This window comes from Hymenobacter jejuensis, assembly GCF_006337165.1.
Lineage (GTDB): Bacteria > Bacteroidota > Bacteroidia > Cytophagales > Hymenobacteraceae > Hymenobacter > Hymenobacter jejuensis.
Genome location: NZ_CP040896.1, coordinates 4,390,809 through 4,405,237, shown reverse-complemented (window position 1 = coordinate 4,405,237; position 14,429 = coordinate 4,390,809). Strand labels below are relative to the sequence as shown.

Genomic DNA, 14,429 nt, shown 5'->3' with positions numbered 1-14,429 from the left:
ACCTTCGAGTACGTCAACACTGTCCAACGGGCTGGATACGCCCTTTTTACTGTGATAACGCACGAAGGTTGCCGGTCAGTATGTGCGAACCGATCGGCCTATACCGCGACTGGCGCTTTGATGGCCGGCCACGGATCGTAATTCTCCAGCTTAAAGTCGTCGTATTTAAACTCAAAAATATCCTTTACCTCAGGGTTCAGGTGCATCTGCGGCAAGGGGCGTGGCGTGCGCGTAAGTTGCAAGCGGGCCTGTTCTAAGTGATTAGAATACAGATGCGTATCACCGCCCGTCCAGATAAACTCACCGGGCTGCAAATCCGTGACTTGCGCCATCATCAGGGTCAGCAGCGCGTAGCTGGCAATGTTGAACGGCACGCCCAGAAACACGTCGGCGGAGCGCTGGTAGAGCTGGCACGAAAGCTTACCGTCGGCCACATAAAACTGAAACAACGCATGACACGGCATCAGGGCCATCTGATCGAGTTCGGCCACGTTCCAGGACGATACCAAAATGCGCCGCGAGTCGGGCGATTGCCGCAGCTGGCGCACCACCTCGCTGATTTGGTCGACGTGGGAGCCGTCGGGCCGAGGCCAGTTGCGCCATTGCTTGCCGTACACGGGGCCTAACTCACCGCTGGCATCGGCCCATTCGTCCCAGATGCTTACGCCGTTCTCCTTGAGGTACTGCGTGTTGGTGTCGCCGCGCAGAAACCACAGCAGCTCGTGAATAATGCTGCGCAGGTGCACTTTTTTGGTGGTTACCAACGGAAAGCCTTGCTGCAAATCAAACCGCATCTGGTACCCAAACACGCTGAGCGTACCCGTGCCGGTTCGGTCAGTTTTCTGGGTGCCGTGGTCGAGGATGTGCCGGACGAGGTCGAGATATTGCTGCATTAGTAACAAAGTAACGTGGCTTGCGACTACAAGAACGGCACATATTTAAGAATGACAAAGCTGAGTGCCAACGACCTTTTTTTGAAATTCTTAGATGTCGAGCGCATCGGCAGGCAACAGCTCCCGCCACGAACCATCTTCTGCATATTCCTTTATCACGCTTACTCTCTGGGTTAAAAAACGGCGTAAGTACTTCCTGAGAATCAAAGCATCTACCACTTTACCGATCCATCCAAAAGGCGATTCAAAGGTAAATACATCACTCATAACGGTAGCTCCTCCAACGCTTGCGAAATGATGCTCATGACGCATGAGCTTAAAAGCGCCTTGTCGCATAACATCGCAAAAATAGTCGGGTGCTTCGGCTTCAGTTATCTGACTAGTCAGGGTTAGCCAGAATCCAAAATGCCGTGCCCGAAACGTTACTGTATCGCCAAGTTGCAGAATTCCAGTTCTTACCCCAGCAATGATTTTCTCCTGAGTCTGCTTAGTGGAAACCGTGTGTAGATCAGTGCTAAGGGCTAGTTGATAACAGACCCCTTGAGGTGCATGAACGATGGTCTGTATTTCGATCCTTGGCACAGCTATTAAACAATTTCCTACAATTATTAGATAAAAAAAGCCATTTATGCTATAGATGGCTTTTTATTGCAAATATCTGATTAACAAATACTTACAGTGACTTCGTAGCAGCAGTTTCCGTAGTGGCGGTTTTGGCTTTTCCCGCGGCTGTTTTGGCACCTTTCTTCATGCAGCAGGCGTCGGTGCCTTTCATGGCGCAAGATTCCTTTTTGCCTTTTTTGCCGTCTTTGTCGCCGTGAGCGGAAGCGGTGCCAACGAAAGCGAAAAGTGCGAGGGCCAACAGAACGTTTTTCATGGGGAATAATCTAAGGATGAGGAAACAAAAGCCAGCGGGGCGCGGTTGGCTTGACTACGTCTTCGTACCGGTTTTCCGCCGACCCTAAAGTACGAAACGCCCCGCGATTTCAACGCTCGCGGCCCCATCCGTGCGGCTTCTGCCTGGCGGAAGAACCGTTACTTTTTACCCGCGCGAAGCACTGCTTCGCGGTTCTGTGCTCATGCCGCTTCGCAAACTCAGTCATCTTATTCTGCTCGTGCTGGTGCTGCTCACCGGCCTGAGCGTCTATTTTGTGGCGCAACTGCGCTTTAACTACAATTTCAACGATTTCTATCCGGCCGGCGACCCCGATCTGGCCTATTACGAGAAATATTCGGCGCGCTTCGGCAACGACAACGATTACGTGCTGCTGGGACTGGAAGCGCCGGCGGGCCGCACCGTCTTCGATTCACAATTTCTGACGCACGTTGACTCGCTCACGCGCTTTATTCAGCAACGTCCACATATTGAGCATGTTACCTCGCCTACCAACGCTACCAATCCGGTAGTGGAAGGGCTGGGCGTGTTCAACGTGCCCTACCTCCACCCTGCCGAGCCCGCCCGCCGCGCCGCCGATTCGGCGCTGGTGTACCGCACGCCGGGCCTCGTCGACAACCTCATTGCCCGCGATGCCCGCGCCGTCACGATTTTGTTCCAGACCTCGCCCAACCTCAGCAAGCCCCCCGGCGACTCCATGCTCGCAGCCGTGCGCACCGAGTTGGCGCGGCAGGGCTTCGCGGAGAATCAATACCACTTGGCCGGCAAGCTGGTTGCCCAGTCCATTTTCGTCGATCGGCTGCAACGCGAGCTGATGGTGTTTATGTCGCTGTCGGTGGTGCTCGTGACGGTGTTGCTGTGGTTTACTTTTCGCACGTGGTGGGGCGTGGTGTTGCCGCTGGTAGTGGTGCTGGGCGCGATTTTGTGGGGGTTGGGGCTGATGTCGGCGTGCGGTGTGAGCATTGATCTGATGACGGCCCTGTTGCCGGTGATGCTGTTCGTGGTAGGCATGTCCGACACCATTCACATCATCACGCGCTACGTAACGGAGCTGGGCTATGGCACGGCTAAGCGCGAAGCCCTGCTGATTACCTTAAAAGAATCGGGGTTTGGCTCGGGGCTTTCGGCTCTGACCACCAGCATTGGCTTTTTCACGCTGATGACCAGCACGATACGTCCGATTTACAACTTCGGCCTGTTTACGGGCATTGCCGTGCTGCTCACGTTTTTGCTGTCGTTTACGCTGCTGCCGGCCATGCTCATGCTCCTGAAAAAGCCGCAACTGCGCGTGCCGCGGTCGCAGGGCCACAGCTGGGATGGCGTGCTGGGGCGCATGTTCCGGACGGTGCTGGCCCGCCGCCGCTTGGTGGTAACGGTAAGTGGCTTAATATTAGCCGCTTCCATTGCCTCAGCCATGCAAATCCGGATTAACTCGGCGCTGCTAGATGATCTGTCGAAGAACGACCCGGTGAAGCTGGATTTCCGGTTTTTTGAGCGGCATTTTGCCGGCGTGCGGCCTTTTGAGCTGGATTTACAGCCCGCCGACGGCCGCACCGTGTACGACCTTGCCGTGCTGCGCCAAACCGAGCGCATCGAAAACTACCTCCAACGCGACTACGGGCTGAACTTCCTGGCCTCGCCGGTTACCATCGTCAAATCGGTGCGAAAGGCGCTCAAGGGCGGCCTGGTGGAAGAATACCGGCTGCCGGATTCAGAATCGGAGCTGCGGCGTATCGTCAACAAAATCAAGCTGTTCCGCAAAAAGCCAGAGTTCCGCGCGCTGGCGCTGCCCGACGGTCGCGAGGGTCGCATCACCGGCCGCATGCCCGACGTAGGCAGCATCAAAGCCGATGCGCTCAACGCCAATCTGCGCCGGTTTCTGCGCCAACAAACCGACTCGACCGTCGTGCGCACGCGCCTCACCGGCTCGGCCAACCTCATCGACAAGAATAACGAAAACCTCACCCTGAACATGATCTCGGGCATGAGCATCGACATTGTGATGGTCACGATCATCGTGCTGGCGCTGTTCCGCTCGTTGCGCATGACCGCTATCGTGCTCATCCCCAACTTAGTACCCATCCTGATCGTGGCCGGGGTGATGGGCTTGGCGGGCGTAAGCATGAAGGTCAGCACGAGCATCATCTTCACCATCGCCTTTGGCATTGCCGTCGACGATACCATCCACTTCATCAGCAAGCTAAAGCTGACGTTGCAACACGAACCCAACCTGTTCAAGGCGGTGCGCAAGACTTACCTGATGGCCGGTAAAGCCGTGATTGTCACGTCGTTGATTCTGGTAGGCGGCTTCTCTACGCTGATCTTTTCCTCCTTCGACGGCACATTTTACGTGGGCCTGCTCATCGGCCTGACGCTGCTCTTCGGCGTAGTAGCCGAGCTGACGCTGCTGCCCATCCTGATTATTTATTTCTACAAGCACAAGGTCAAGGAGATTCGCCAACCGGTGCCCGCGCTAGGTGGGTAAGCAGCGATCGCGAGAGGCAGCGATGCACGGCGCTTGGCAAATTGGATGGTAGCTTGATTTTTTTGTGTCAAATTTGGGGCCCCGACCGTTTGGCTTTCCCCACTCCTATTTTGGCACCCTATGAAACGACTGACTCCGCTGATCCTGCTGGTTTTATGCATTCTGGCTGGTTGTGGAGTCGCGGCGGTGCAGTCGGAGGTGGCACCCCCGGCTTTTGCGGCGGGCGCCGACGAGTTGCCGGTAGAAGGCTTGGCGCAATGGACGTTTGAGCACAAAGTGTCGTTTGGCGACTTCCAGACCGATCAGCTTCGCCGCGGTTGGTCGCCGTCGCGGCCGCTGGGCGGGCCGCAGCTGCGCACGGGCACGGGCGGTTCGCCGGTACTCGATGTACTGGATTTGCCCTACATGGCGCGGCTGAAAAATGCGCCCAATAAGCTGCAATTCTCCATCCACGACCGCACAACGCACTGGGCCGATTTCTACGGGGCCAAAAACGTCAGCAACCGGGAGCTTCAAACGCTGTCGCCGCTGTGGGGAAAGGATGCAGCCACGTTTGCCAGGTCGCACGCCGAAGCCTTCACGGGCGTTATTCTGGGCCCACGCCTGGACTCCACGAACGTCTGGAACATTCTGCTGGGCAGTGACATACCCACTCCTGAAACGGCCGCCAGTGTACCGGCCACGGTGGGCCTCGTCGGCGACCAAGACCGCGTGCTGCTGGCCATCCGGCAGGATGTGCGCCGCATGGCCCCGAACCCCCAAACCGGTGCCCCCGAACCTTTGCCCGCCCCGCAGTTTGTGGGTTACGAAATCATCTACCACAACGAGCCTATTGCGCTGGTCGATTTGCAAACGCCACAGGGTAAAATCTGGCTAAAAAGCGGTTTGCAGAGTGATTTGCGCTTTCTCACGGCCAGCACCGCCGCGGCGGTGCTGCTCTGGACGCGTCCGTTCGCGCCGGCCCGCAAGTAAGGGCTGAAGGCACCGGCGCGAATTTGCCGCTTCCATTCGTGCGATAGGGCCCCAACGCCCCTTGGTTGCGTGCCACAAGTGCGCGCGACTGGCCGCTTCCGTGTTACTTTGCGCCATGATGCACCGTTTTTTGCCTTTGTTATTCCTGTTTTTCACCGCATTTACCGCGGCAGCCCAGCAGCCCACCCCGCCTACCGACGACCCCGTGCCGCGCCTGATTCGGGAGCGCGAAGCCTTGGTGCGGCAGTACGAAGAAGCCAATGCCCAGCGCAACAGCCTGTTCGGCAACAAGCCCTCCAAAAAGGATTTGCAGGACGTGGTCGATGCCCTCAAAGGCATCATTCGCAAGGACACCGAAGTGGTGCAGGCCGTGAAGGAAAGCGCGCTGCGCCGCACGGCGGCCATCGTCGCCGAAAAAACACAAGCCGAACAACAGATTTCGGTCGCCCAAGGCGACCAAACCTCTACACGCCAGCGCTTCTACGACCTGCAAAACCAGATCGACAACCTCAAAGAGCGCGATAAACAGCGCGAGGCCAAGCTGCGCGATGCCCAGGAAACTGCCGCCGAAGCCACCCAGGCCCGCACCAGCCGCGAACTACTGGCCGCGGTACTGGCGTTGCTGTGTGCGGCTCTGCTGCTGTACGTGTACCGCCTGCGCAGCAAGTTGCCCGCCCGCCGAAATCGTCGGTAGCAGGCACTTCTGCGTTATTACATAAATAATTGACAATCAATTATTTATAAATTTACCTAAAAATGCTCGTCCCGGCTGCCAATTACCTGACTTACGCCGAAGCGGTGGGGCTGTACAATCAACTGCTCGACGCCGAGATCGTGTCGTTGGTCAAGACGTGCGGACCGCCGTCGCTGCCGTTTGGCGACGGGCTGTATTACCAGCTTCTGATTGAAGCCGACGAAACGGCGGCCGCCCAGGAAATACTGGCGGAGTTTGAGCGCAAGCGCACCGAGCCGTTGCCCCAACGTTGCCCCCGCTGCGGCTCGCCCGACGCGTGGCCCGTGCCGCGCACCTCGTGGCTGAAACGCCTTTTTTACGCCGGCACGACCCTCTACCAATGCCGAAATTGCGGCGAGGAGTTCTCGGAATAACCTTTTGCTTCCCCATGGAAACTACCTTCCCTTTCAAAGTTTACCGCCTTCCGGAACACCTGCGTACGGAAGAATTTCTGTGGGGCATCACGGCCGACGTCGAAGCGGATGCGGCGCTGGAAGGGTATTTTTATCTGTTTGAAAAATACGGTTTTGGCGGCAGCGGCTTGTCGTGGGAAGAGCACATCACCACGATGCTGGAGGAAGAAGCACCGGAGCTGCTGGACCACGTAAGCGGCTATTCGACCGCGGCGAGCCTGTTATTTTTGGCCGATGATGAAAAAACCGTGCAGCACTTTCTTCGCATTGTCGGCCCCATTTTCGCGGATCTGGGAACGCTGAACAAGTACTTCAGCCAAACGGATTCGAGTGATTTTTTTGAGTAGCAAATGCTTTCCTCAGACAAGAAGGCGGTCATGCTGAGCTAGCCGAAGCATTACCGCAACACTAATCCTTTTGTCGTCTCAACGAAGTGGTAGAGATGCTTCGGCTAGCTCAGCATGACCGCCATTTTTATTGCTTACTTTATTACTGCACTGGCATCTGAGTATTTCGCCGAAAATATTATTGGCAGCGTAGTTTAACTTTCCTCGATATAAATATGAACGAAAAAGCACCAACTCGTAAGGTAGGATATAGAAGTCCTAATGGCACTATTACTTACATTGATCAACCGATAAAATGGGTTAATCCTTCGGACAAAACGGTGAAACAAGTCTTGTTGGAAATCGGTCATGAGATGTATGAGTGTCGTCGGAAAAAGGAAGATGTAGAAGATTTACTTACCCAAGCGCACAACATCTTATGGCGTGAATTTCAGGATGACAACCATTCTCTCTATCAATTTATAAATGAGCAGATTAAGCATCTGAGGACGTATGACAAGCAACGCTCGCAAACAAGCAAGGGCAGGTTATTAGAAGATATAGCTCGAGAAGGCCTATTTCGCATCAAGCATTATTTCGAAATGGGCGATAGATAAATTCTCCTCAACCTTAAGCCACCCTTTTGCCGTTTTCGTTGTTACCAACGAATCCCAAATACCCATTCTTTTGTCCGAACCTACATACACCGACCCTTACGCGCTGGAAAAAGAGCTGCGTAAAGTGCAGGCCTTGCTCAAACTTGAGCAGCAGGAAGACCTGGAGCAGTTCAAGATTCGCAGCGCCAAAACCACCATTGCCGAGCGCCAGCACCGCGGCCTGACGTGGTACCCGGTCACCATCACCAAGGAAGATATCGGCTTCGGCGGCAAGCTTGTGCTCGAACTCGAACGCCCGGCCTCGCAAAGCAGCCTGCACCTGTTTCAGGTGGGCAAAAACGCGGCGCTGTTTGGCAACATTCCCAACCGCGCCGGCTCCGACCGCCCCACGCTCAACGGTGTGATTACCAGCGTCAAGCGCAACAAAATCCTGCTCGCCACCAACAAGGAAGACCTACCAGATTGGGTCGACGAGGGCAAGCTGGGCGTAGACCTGACCTTCGACGAGGTGAGCTACCGCGAGATGGAATATGCCCTGGGCAAGGTGATGGGCGCCTACGAATCGCGCTTGGCGGAGCTGCGCGACGTGCTGCTGGGTGCCCGCCTAGCCCGTTACAAGCCCGCTTCGGAAGCCACGCTGTATTACCCAAGCCCGCTCAATGAGTCGCAGCTGGCGGCGGTGCGGCACGTGCTGGCCGCGCAGGATGTGGCCATTATTCACGGCCCGCCGGGCACGGGCAAAACCACAACGCTGGTGCAGGCCATTTTGGAAACCATCCGGCGCGAGCGTCGGGTGCTGGTGTGCGCGCCCTCGAATACGGCCGTGGATTTGCTGACCGAAAAACTGGCCGAGCGCGGCGTCAACGTCATTCGGATGGGCAACCCGTCGCGGGTGTCGGACTTGCTGCTGCAACACACGCTCGACGCCCAAATTATGTCGCACAAGAGCTACAGCGAGCTAAAGTCGATGCGGCAAACGGCGGAGCAGTACCGCGAAATGGCCAGCAAGTACAAGCGGCACTTTGGCTACGAAGAGCGCGAACAGCGCCGCGTGCTCAAAGAGCAGGCCCACCAGATGCTACAGGAATCAGATCAACTGGAGCGCTACATTACCGAGGACCTGCTGGATCAGGTGCAGGTCATAACGTGCACATTAGTAGGCGCTTCCAACCGCGCGATCCGACACCTAACGTACGAAACGGTTTTCATCGATGAAGCGGCCCAAGCCCTGGAGCCTGGCTGCTGGATTCCGATTACGAAGGCCAATCGCGTGGTGCTGGCCGGCGACCATTGCCAGCTGCCGCCCACCGTGAAAAGCGAACAAGCTGCCCGCGATGGCCTGCGCGAAACCTTGTTTGAGAAATGCATTCTGCGCCAGCCCGACGCGTCGCGCATGTTGCAGGTGCAGTACCGCATGCACGAGCAGATCATGGAATTTAGCTCGGAGCAATTTTACGACGGCAAGCTGGTGGCCGCGCCCAGCGTGGCGCACGCCGACCTGCCCGACTACGACCTGCGCTTCGCCCCCGACCTGGCCGTGGAGTTTCTGGATACGGCCGGCTTTGGCTTCCAGGAACTGGGTATTGCTGAAAGCCGCTCCGTTGCCAACCCTGAGGAGGCCGACTTGCTGTTACGCCGTCTGTCGGAATTGTTGCGCGTGTACGTACCCGAAGATCACCTGGAAGATTTGCTCACGGTGGGCGTCATCGCGCCGTATCGCGCCCAGATTAACTATCTGAAAGACAAAGTGGAAGAGATTCCGGAGCTAGCCGAAATGGTAACGCACCGCCTGCTGTCGGTGGGCACCGTCGATTCGTTTCAGGGCCAGGAGCGCGACATCATCTGCATTACCATGACGCGCAGCAACGACCAGGGCGACATCGGGTTCCTCTCCGACATTCGCCGCATGAACGTCGGCATGACGCGCGCGCGCCGCAAGCTGCTCATCGTCGGCGACTCCGGCACGCTCGGCCGCCACGAGTTCTACAAAAACTTTCTCGACTATGTCGAGAGCATTGGCGCATACCGCACGGCTTGGGAGATGCAGTAGAGTTGCTGCCCTAGTTACCTGAGCATACGCATCTTAATGCATAACCAGCATAACCGATTAATAATCTGTGTTTTACAACAAAAAAACCTGACCAGTTAATCAGGTTTTTTTGTTGTAAAACATTTCTACCGAAATAGCTTAGAATCCTAAACCGACCGCAAAGCCGCTTACCGGACTGGAAAAGCTATAGGAGTTGGAGGCGGTGGCTGCGCCAGTGCTTTTATTGACGACGTAGAGTCTGGTGGCACTGCCAACAGTTAAAAGCGCGTAGGCGTTGTTGGAGGTCCCTCCGATATCAAAGCCGTTGGAGGCCTCCACATTGACACCCAAATCGCCGATTGCAGCCTGTGTTCCCGCATTCGGTGGATTTTGCAGATAAAGCTTATCTGTTTGACTATCAATGGTATACAAGTTAGTTGCCGTTGTGCCGGCGAAGTTATTCTCGTAAGCCGCCGCTGTCACGAAAGGCGAACCCGGATTCAGGCTGCCATCAACGATGGCTATGCCATCGGCCGGATTTACACGCAGGTTCTGGCCTGTGTTGCTTACAATCCGAATCCGGTCAACGACCGGATTAAAGTCCACGCCAAAGCTGGAGCCCACCAAAGGAGTACTCAACGTTGCAACGGCTGTCGCGGCCCCCGACGATGCATTAATCGTAAAAAGTCGGCTGTTGCTGCTGCTATTGGCTACGGCATAGAGTTGGCCGTTCGCCGGCCGGAAATCAAGTCCTACGATGTTCTCGCCGGTTGCTAATCCCGTAATGGGCTTGCTCACGGCAGCACTTGGGTTCGTCGGATTGAATACCAACAGATTAGCATTGGTTACGGCGTATGCTACGGGCTGCGTGGGAATGGCAATGCCGGTATACATCAGGCTTTTATCGTACTTCGCCAAGGTTTGCGTCTTGCCCGTTTCCACATCCACCGTAAAGAGTGTGGCCTTGCCGTTTACTTCAAAAAGCGCCAAGCCGATGTTGGTTACAGGGTCGATATCGAAGCCGCCGTTGCCCGTTACATTAAGCTTCAAAGCCCCTACTTCTACCAACGTACCGTCGTTGGGTGGCGAGATGCGATACAGCTTGTCGCTGGCTACGTCGATGCCGAACAAATCGGTAGCGGTGGCGCCCGCCGTGTTGTTTTCGTAGGCCACTGCCGTCAGCGTAGCGCCCGCAGCCCCGTTGATGGAGCCATCGGTAGCCGCTACCGTGCCGGTTTCGGGGTTGAGGCGCAGGTTCTGGCCCGTGCTGGTTACCAGGCGAATGCGGTCGACGGTGGGGTTGAAATCAAAACCAACCATGTTGCCCGCCAATGCGGGCGTAAACGGGCCCGCGCCGATCATACGGGCCGCGCCGGTTTCCGGGTTGATCACGTACAGGCGGCTGGTACTGCCAACCCCATACAACTGCCCCGTAGCCGGACGGTAATCAATGCCCAAAATGGTTTCGCCGCCTTGCAACCCACTGATAGAAACCGACTTCAGCTCTTGCGCGGGGTTGGTAGTGGAATACTTATCCAACATGGTGCCCCCGGCCAAGGCATAAAACGTGGTGGCTAACTTTGTTTGCGGAACGTTAGGGTTGGGGGAATGCTCGAATTTATCGCACCCAGCCAAGGTAGACAGCACAAGTGCAGAAACACATAAGCCAGCGATGTAGGTGTTTTTTTTCATTTCAGTTATTCTTTATGAATTAAACGTGAAAAAATTAAAAATTACCTATACAGATACGGCGTACATATTTAGCTTGGATTGACCAGTTAGATTAAATCGACATTAAATCTTCTCAACATGGAAGGTCCTGGACTTTAGCCCAGAACTACACATAACCTGCTTAAATACAAATATTTATAAAATATCTGAACGATCATGTCACGCCTACGTGCATCAGCACAGTGGTCAGGCCGTGATGGAGATTATTGAGGGGTACGCAAGCGATCCTCCATGGCAACGTTGCCATAATACGTCGCCATGAACGCTGCAAAATCTTTCTGCACTACTTGATAGCTGAGTGCCCCTACTTCTGCTGGAGGCACAATTTAGCAGCTTAAGCAGCTAAGGCTGTATCGGTTGCAGTCCGGCTGTATTGTTTTGGGCAGATACCCAGCCATTTATTTCGTGCAAGTCGCTGAAGTTGCGGAGGTGGCCTGTAAGCTCAGTAATCGTTTGGTAAGCGGCATTGAAATAATACCGCTGGGTTTTCGGGTCGAAGTGGCCTACGCCGTTGCCAATCTGCTTGAGGGTGCGCTTTGAACTGGTGCCGGCGTAGAGCACCGTAATTTTCTCAATGGATTGCTTGTGCGGATTCAACTGGATTTGTACGCTAAGCTGGCCCGCCGAATCGCGCGTGCAAGGCAAAATTGCCGTGTAGTTGGTCGGCATAGTGGCCAAGACTTCCGGCTTCACCTCTTGGTAAGGAAGGTTAGGGTCCGGGCTAAGCGGCTCAGCCTCACCGGAGTTTGTAGCAATGAGCTTAGGCTCCGTGGCCAAATCAGTTTCGGCGGTGGAGGCAGCAGGTGTAGGAGAGCTGCATTGGGTTGCCATCAGCCCTAAAGTTGTCAGCAACAGAAAAATAGTCGAGAATGCACGCATGATAACCAGCTAAACACTTTGCTATAAGTCCGGCAATACTACCGATTCCGGATAGGCTTTTACTGGAGTTGCAGAAACGTCAGGGCGGCCAGGGCGGCCCCTATCACCGGCCCTACGATGGGAATCCAGGCATACGACCACTCGCTGGAACCCTTGCCACGGATCGGGAGCAGCGCATGCGCCAAGCGCGGCGAAAGGTCGCGGGCGGGGTTGATGGCGTAGCCCGTCGTGCCGCCCAGCCCCAACCCGATCGCCCACACCAGAAACGCCACCGGCAAGGCTCCTACCGAGCCCAGCCCTACGGCCGCATGCGTGGCCGTAAGTTCGGCGCCGGTGATGTACAACACGGTCAGCATCAGCACGAACGTGCCGATTATTTCGCTGATCAGGTTCAGGCGGTGGTTGCGGATGGCTGGGCCGGTGCAAAACACGGCCAGTTGCAGGGCCGGCTCGCGGGTGCGGTCGAAGTGATCTTTGTAGAGCAGCCATACCAAGCCGGCTCCCAGCAAACCACCCGCAAATTGCGCCCCGATGTATTGCGGCACCAGCGCCCAGGCAAACTTGCCGGCCACCGCCAGCCCGAGGGTCACGGCCGGGTTGAGGTGGGCACCGCTGTACGGCCCCGCCACCACTACCCCCACATAAACGGCTAGTGCCCACGCTGTTGTAATCACGATCCAGCCGCTGTTGTGGCCTTTGGTATCCGTCAGCACGACGTTGGCCACCACGCCGTCGCCAATCAATATCAGTAGAGCAGTGCCCACAAATTCGGCGGCGAAGGGCGTCATTTAGTTTCAGTAAGTACTTGTGAAACAATGGGTTGCGAAGCACCTGACCAGACTTGCAGCGCCTGCACAGCCCGGTGCCAGTTGCCGATGCCTGCCGCAATGCCGTCGCGATCGGCTTTGGGGTTGAAGACGGTGTCGGCCTGGCCGAGCTGCTGGATTTCGTCCGCGTCGCGCCAGTATCCCACGGCCAGGCCCGCGAGGTAAGCAGCGCCCAACGCAGTGGTTTCGGTCATCTTGGGGCGCACCACCTGGGTATCGAGCACGTCGGCCTGAAACTGCATCAGCAGCTCGTTGACCGTGGCACCCCCATCGACGCGTAACTCCTTGATCGACAGGCCTGAATCGGCTTCCATGGCCTTGAGCACATCCATCGTTTGGTAGGCAATGGCTTCCAGCGCCGCCCGGGCCACGTGGGCGGCTTTGGTGGCGCGCGTCAGGCCGAAGATGGTGCCGCGGGCGTAGGGATCCCAATAAGGAGCGCCCAAGCCGGCAAAGGCAGGCACAAAGTACACGCCGTCGGTGCTGCTGACCTGGCGGGCCAGCTTTTCAACTTGTGCCGACGTGCGGATCACGCCCATGTTATCGCGCAGCCACTGCACCACGGCCCCGGCAATGAAAATGCTGCCCTCCAGCGCATATTGCACTTGCCCGTTGAGCTTCCAGGCCACCGTGGTCAGCAGGTTGTTGCGAGAAGGCTTGGGCTCGTTGCCAATGTTCATCAGCATGAAGCAGCCCGTCCCGTAGGTATTTTTGACCATGCCCGGACTCATGCAATGCTGCCCAAACAGCGCGGCCTGCTGGTCGCCGGCAATGCCCGAAATCGGAATTTTGGAGGCGAAAAGCGTCGTGCTGGTTTCCCCATAAATCTCGCTGGACTGCCGCACTTCGGGCAGCATGCTACGCGGAATATCGAAAAGGGCCAGCAGCTCGTCGTCCCACTCCAATGTATTGATATTCAACAACATAGTACGCGAAGCATTGGTCACGTCGGTTACGTGCCGCTGGCCTTGCGTCAGGTTCCAGATCAGCCACGTGTCCACGGTACCGAAGAGCAACTTACCGGCCGCGGCCTTTTTACGGGCCCCTTTCACGTTATCCAGAATCCACCGGACTTTGCTAGCCGAAAAATAAGCGTCGAGCACCAAGCCGGTCTTGGCCCGGATCATTTCTTCGTGCCCATCCGCTTTGAGTTGGTCGCAGTATTCGGCCGTACGGCGGTCTTGCCACACAATGGCGTTGTAGACGGGCTTGCCATCTTTGCGATCCCAGACTACCACTGTTTCGCGCTGGTTGGTGATGCCGATGGCTGCGATGTTGCTGCCGTTGTGCCCGGCTTTCACCGTCGCTTCGGCTGCTACTCCCGCCTGCGTCGACCAGATTTCGCGCGGATCGTGCTCTACCCATCCCGGTCGGGGAAAAATTTGGGTAAACTCTTTCTGGGCCTGCGAAACGATATGCCCTTTTTGGTCGAACAGAATGGCACGAGAGCTCGTCGTTCCCTGATCCAAAGCCAGGATAAATTGCTGCATACAAAGCGATTGAGAGTGGGAAGCTGCGGAATCGCTAAGGAAGAAGAAAAAGTCGAAAACCCGTGATATGCAGGCAAGAATCTGTTGAGGCTGGCTATTGCCAAGATTGTAAATCAGGGCTACCAGATTAAAACTAGCA

General features: G+C 56.2%; 14 protein-coding genes. 7 read left to right on the top strand and 7 right to left on the bottom strand.

Annotated elements, in window-relative coordinates:
• Positions 1-98 precede the first annotated feature (98 nt).
• The 3 genes from FHG12_RS18105 to FHG12_RS18095 all read right to left on the bottom strand — a co-directional run bounded on the left by FHG12_RS18105 (position 99) and on the right by FHG12_RS18095 (position 1,770).
• Entirely contained in the window at positions 99-893 is a 795-nt protein-coding gene (locus FHG12_RS18105) for a thymidylate synthase (protein WP_139517074.1), read from the bottom strand.
• A 90-nt stretch (positions 894-983) separates the two neighbouring features.
• The gene (locus FHG12_RS18100; protein WP_139517072.1) at positions 984-1,475 is read right to left on the bottom strand and encodes an SRPBCC family protein; all 492 of its coding nucleotides are present in this window, start codon (positions 1,473-1,475) and stop codon (positions 984-986) included.
• A gap of 91 nt (positions 1,476-1,566) precedes the next feature.
• Positions 1,567-1,770: a hypothetical protein gene (locus FHG12_RS18095; RefSeq protein ID WP_139517070.1), complete on the bottom strand. Its 204-nt coding sequence runs from the start codon at positions 1,768-1,770 to the stop codon at positions 1,567-1,569.
• Between the two features lie 202 nt (positions 1,771-1,972).
• On the opposite strand from FHG12_RS18095, the gene FHG12_RS18090 reads away from it, so the two are divergent.
• The 7 genes from FHG12_RS18090 (at position 1,973) to FHG12_RS18060 (ending at position 9,384) form a co-directional block, all read left to right on the top strand.
• Entirely contained in the window at positions 1,973-4,273 is a 2,301-nt protein-coding gene (locus FHG12_RS18090; protein WP_139517068.1) for an efflux RND transporter permease subunit, read from the top strand.
• 120 nt (positions 4,274-4,393) lie between these two features.
• On the top strand, positions 4,394-5,245 hold the full coding sequence (locus tag FHG12_RS18085) for a hypothetical protein (protein WP_139517067.1): 852 nt from the start codon (positions 4,394-4,396) through the stop codon (positions 5,243-5,245).
• A 115-nt stretch (positions 5,246-5,360) separates the two neighbouring features.
• Complete coding sequence (locus FHG12_RS18080; RefSeq protein ID WP_139517065.1) at positions 5,361-5,939, top strand: hypothetical protein; 579 nt, start codon at positions 5,361-5,363, stop codon at positions 5,937-5,939.
• Positions 5,940-6,001: 62 nt separating this feature from the next.
• Positions 6,002-6,352 carry a hypothetical protein gene (locus FHG12_RS18075; RefSeq protein WP_139517064.1) on the top strand — a complete coding sequence of 117 codons (351 nt, stop codon included), beginning with the start codon at positions 6,002-6,004 and terminating at the stop codon, positions 6,350-6,352.
• Positions 6,353-6,366: 14 nt separating this feature from the next.
• Positions 6,367-6,738 (top strand): hypothetical protein, encoded by a 372-nt coding sequence (locus FHG12_RS18070; protein WP_139517063.1) that lies wholly within the window; start codon positions 6,367-6,369, stop codon positions 6,736-6,738.
• A 215-nt stretch (positions 6,739-6,953) separates the two neighbouring features.
• Positions 6,954-7,334 (top strand): hypothetical protein, encoded by a 381-nt coding sequence (locus FHG12_RS18065; protein WP_139517061.1) that lies wholly within the window; start codon positions 6,954-6,956, stop codon positions 7,332-7,334.
• Between the two features lie 70 nt (positions 7,335-7,404).
• Positions 7,405-9,384 (top strand): AAA domain-containing protein, encoded by a 1,980-nt coding sequence (locus FHG12_RS18060; protein WP_230471187.1) that lies wholly within the window; start codon positions 7,405-7,407, stop codon positions 9,382-9,384.
• Positions 9,385-9,522: 138 nt separating this feature from the next.
• Here FHG12_RS18060 and FHG12_RS18055 read toward each other — a convergent pair whose 3' ends face one another.
• The 4 genes from FHG12_RS18055 to glpK all read right to left on the bottom strand — a co-directional run bounded on the left by FHG12_RS18055 (position 9,523) and on the right by glpK (position 14,290).
• A complete protein-coding gene (locus FHG12_RS18055; protein WP_139517058.1) occupies positions 9,523-11,055 on the bottom strand; it encodes a DUF4394 domain-containing protein in 1,533 nt (510 codons plus the stop codon).
• A gap of 381 nt (positions 11,056-11,436) precedes the next feature.
• Entirely contained in the window at positions 11,437-11,973 is a 537-nt protein-coding gene (locus FHG12_RS18050; RefSeq protein ID WP_139517056.1) for a hypothetical protein, read from the bottom strand.
• A 59-nt stretch (positions 11,974-12,032) separates the two neighbouring features.
• Positions 12,033-12,761 carry an MIP/aquaporin family protein gene (locus FHG12_RS18045; RefSeq protein ID WP_139517055.1) on the bottom strand — a complete coding sequence of 243 codons (729 nt, stop codon included), beginning with the start codon at positions 12,759-12,761 and terminating at the stop codon, positions 12,033-12,035.
• Positions 12,758-14,290 (bottom strand): glycerol kinase GlpK, encoded by a 1,533-nt coding sequence (gene glpK / locus FHG12_RS18040; RefSeq protein ID WP_139517054.1) that lies wholly within the window; start codon positions 14,288-14,290, stop codon positions 12,758-12,760. The genes FHG12_RS18045 and glpK overlap by 4 nt, the downstream gene beginning before the upstream one ends.
• Positions 14,291-14,429: the final 139 nt, after the last annotated feature.

Bases quoted from the DNA above. Each gene is read 5' to 3' on its own strand.
- FHG12_RS18105 (WP_139517074.1), bottom strand. From the start codon at position 893: ATGCAGCAATATCTCGACCTCGTCCGGCACATCCTCGACCACGGCACC.
- FHG12_RS18095 (WP_139517070.1), bottom strand. From the start codon at position 1,770: ATGAAAAACGTTCTGTTGGCCCTCGCACTTTTCGCTTTCGTTGGCACC.
- FHG12_RS18090 (WP_139517068.1), top strand. From the start codon at position 1,973: ATGCCGCTTCGCAAACTCAGTCATCTTATTCTGCTCGTGCTGGTGCTG.
- FHG12_RS18085 (WP_139517067.1), top strand. From the start codon at position 4,394: ATGAAACGACTGACTCCGCTGATCCTGCTGGTTTTATGCATTCTGGCT.
- FHG12_RS18080 (WP_139517065.1), top strand. From the start codon at position 5,361: ATGATGCACCGTTTTTTGCCTTTGTTATTCCTGTTTTTCACCGCATTT.
- FHG12_RS18075 (WP_139517064.1), top strand. From the start codon at position 6,002: ATGCTCGTCCCGGCTGCCAATTACCTGACTTACGCCGAAGCGGTGGGG.
- FHG12_RS18070 (WP_139517063.1), top strand. From the start codon at position 6,367: ATGGAAACTACCTTCCCTTTCAAAGTTTACCGCCTTCCGGAACACCTG.
- FHG12_RS18065 (WP_139517061.1), top strand. From the start codon at position 6,954: ATGAACGAAAAAGCACCAACTCGTAAGGTAGGATATAGAAGTCCTAAT.
- FHG12_RS18055 (WP_139517058.1), bottom strand. From the start codon at position 11,055: ATGAAAAAAAACACCTACATCGCTGGCTTATGTGTTTCTGCACTTGTG.
- FHG12_RS18050 (WP_139517056.1), bottom strand. From the start codon at position 11,973: ATGCGTGCATTCTCGACTATTTTTCTGTTGCTGACAACTTTAGGGCTG.
- FHG12_RS18045 (WP_139517055.1), bottom strand. From the start codon at position 12,761: ATGACGCCCTTCGCCGCCGAATTTGTGGGCACTGCTCTACTGATATTG.
- glpK (WP_139517054.1), bottom strand. From the start codon at position 14,290: ATGCAGCAATTTATCCTGGCTTTGGATCAGGGAACGACGAGCTCTCGT.